Origin of the sequence: Microbulbifer mangrovi (genome assembly GCF_002009015.1) — a bacterium.
Taxonomy (GTDB): domain Bacteria; phylum Pseudomonadota; class Gammaproteobacteria; order Pseudomonadales; family Cellvibrionaceae; genus Microbulbifer; species Microbulbifer mangrovi.
The window spans coordinates 1-2684 of sequence record NZ_LZDE01000137.1 but is presented as its reverse complement, the minus strand read 5'-3'; the positions used below and the strand labels follow the sequence as shown (position 1 = coordinate 2684).

Below are 2684 nucleotides of genomic sequence, written 5' to 3'. Positions count from 1 at the left end.
CCGGTGATCTGGAAGCACAAGATCGAAGAGGGTGCGGTGTAAGCCCGCTTCTCTTTGAATGTAGTAAAAAGCCGATCCCATTTGTGGGGTCGGCTTTTTTTGTGAAAAAACATTGTGATAAACGTGAGTTGGGCGGCAAGAAGGTGAAAGACGTAGCGGTGTGCGTCCTTTTCATTTGAATTTTGAGTGTTGATTTGTGCGCCATATCGGCACGCACAGGCGAGGCGGTTGTCTATAACCTGGCACTGATGGTGAGATTCCAAACGAACAGAATGAAATAAATTCTTAGTGACTATGCTGCAGTCCGACTATAGACCGCTATAACTTTCTTGTTAATTTGGGTGTAAGCTGGATTAGTTGTGCTGAGCGTCTTTGTGGGCGTAGTTGTTCTGTTCTAGTGTGGGCGAACGGGAATCCTCTAGAGCAGGGGCTGGAAAGTTCATTGAAAGAGGTGGGAGCTACGAGCAGCGTGTGCATTAATGGTGCGAGACTGGATTTTAGGGTAATCACGGGGCAGTGTACGTACTGCTTCACTGCCCCGGACATCGGAATTAATTGATGGCGTATATTCCAAAATCTACATGATTATTTTTTCAGGTATCACACGCCGAATTCTTCTTAGTTGAATGGCTCTAGCCCGCAATACCCAGAAGCAATAACTGAGGAGTAGGCTGTAACCTGCCCGCTAACATATACACTCTGGCAGGTAATCGACTTCTCGCCTACCACCTCTTTTTTCTCAGCCGTCGCGTAATAATGAATTTCCTGCCACTTGACTGGGTAGGCCCAAGAATATCCGACCAAGCTGGAAAAAATTGCGAGTAACGAAATGGATAAAATTCGTTTTAATTTGACACTCATAGTTATTCCTTATTGTTGATTGCGGTTAAAAATATATCGTTTATCTCGTGTGATTCAAACTGAAATATCTGCGAATATTGGTGTGTTGGCTATGAATGAGAGGCAGTTCAACTTTCAGGTTTGTAGTTATGACTATTTTTCGCTTAAGTCATGGATGTTTGCGAGGTTTGATGTCTGTCGAAGAGTTTGGGAGGCGACGCTGGCTATAATGGTAAAGTTGAGACCCTCGATATTAACTCCTCTCGTCGCGCCTGTTCGTGGTAGGGTTTGGGTGCGGTGAGTTTTTAAGGAATCCCGTCAAATACAATTCTTCCGTTGCGTATAGCGCAGGTTTCCAAAATACTTTTGATGCAAGAGACCAATTTAAATATTGGAATGTGAAAAAAATACACGATTATCTATCTTATGATGGAGTTTCTAGCGGATGATTTGGTTGGTGAGGTATAAAGGTATCTCCACGTTGATCACCGAAATTTTCTTACATGGGCGTTGTCGCTATCACATGATAGGTCTTTCTGGGGGCGTTATGCGTTCGAGTTACCCACAAAAAGTAGGCGCCCTGTATAGTTATATTCAACGACTATGTGGTGTCTAAATGGCGTGCAAAAAACACCAGCACTACACCGAAGAATACCCTAAAGAAGCTGTTAAACGATCGGAGCAGCCGGGTGTGACTCAGGGCTAGGTAGCTAAAGAGCTCGGTGTCAGCGCGCAGAAAATCTCGAACTGGAAGCGTCAATTTACTCGCCTCTCAGACAAGCAATTTAACTCTGTCGATGGTGTGGACTAATCCAAGCAGGAGAGCGAATAGCTCCGTAAGCTAAAGCGGGAGAATAAGCGGCTTAGAGAGGAGATGGAATTCCTAAAAAAGGCTTCTGCGTAGTTCGCGAAAGACCAAGAGTGAAGTGCGAGCTGATAAATCAGCATGCAGGGCAATTTGATATACGGTTGATGTGCAGAGTGCTGGATGTTCATCCGTCAGGTTTCTATCGGTGGCGAAGGCGCCCCGTTAGCCGAACTGAACCGCGCCGAGAACAGATTACCACTCTGGCAAGAGATATCTATGAGGAGTTTGAGGCGTCGCATGGCGCCCCCAGGATTGCCTGGGAGCTGAACGAGCTCGGTCATGAGTGTTCGGTCAACTATATAGCCAATGGCCATAGGCGTTAGGACAGTAAGTCCGGGCCTTATCGTTCATTAGGATAGAGGGACGCAATACCGCTCTAACGAGTATGTAGGCTTTCTTGAGCGACACGGTATTAAACGCAGTATGAGTCGAAACGGGGACTGTTGGGATAATGCGGTGATGGAATCATTCTACGCTAGATTGAAAGTAGAGTTGATCTACGCAAAGAACTACCAGTCGATAGAAACAGCGCGTTCGGGTATATTTAGCTACATTGAAATATTCTACAACCGCGAGAGAAGACATTCTGCAAGCGACGGGATTAGCCCTGTCGAATTTTAGGAAAACGCAGCTTCTACTGCATAGGTAAGGTGTCTACTTTTTTGTGGGGAACACCAAGCTTTTTTACTGATATTTTTTTCCGTGCTATTCGGGCTCGAGGCCCACATGACTATTCGAGTTATGCCTAGCGAGTGCTTGTCACGTTCATACTTGTTATCGGTCTTTATGAGTCGGCTAGGCAGCGAACTGCGATAAACAAGGCCTTCGGTGGCCGCCGAAGGTAGGTCTTGATTTACCCGTTAGCGAGAAGGGCGTACAACGCCAAAATAAGACAAGAACAACCATACAAGGCTAAGCAGGATCGCCCAGCCCCTTCGGGGCTCGGCTGGATAGCCTCCGCGGGACGCCCAACGCT

General features: G+C 46.5%; 1 protein-coding gene. It reads left to right on the top strand.

The window, feature by feature from the left end; translation table 11 throughout:
- Window positions 1-2119: 2119 nt before the first annotated feature.
- Complete coding sequence (locus tag B4U49_RS19545; RefSeq protein ID WP_420811456.1) at window positions 2120-2329, top strand: integrase core domain-containing protein; 210 nt, start codon at window positions 2120-2122, stop codon at window positions 2327-2329.
- Window positions 2330-2684 lie beyond the last annotated feature (355 nt).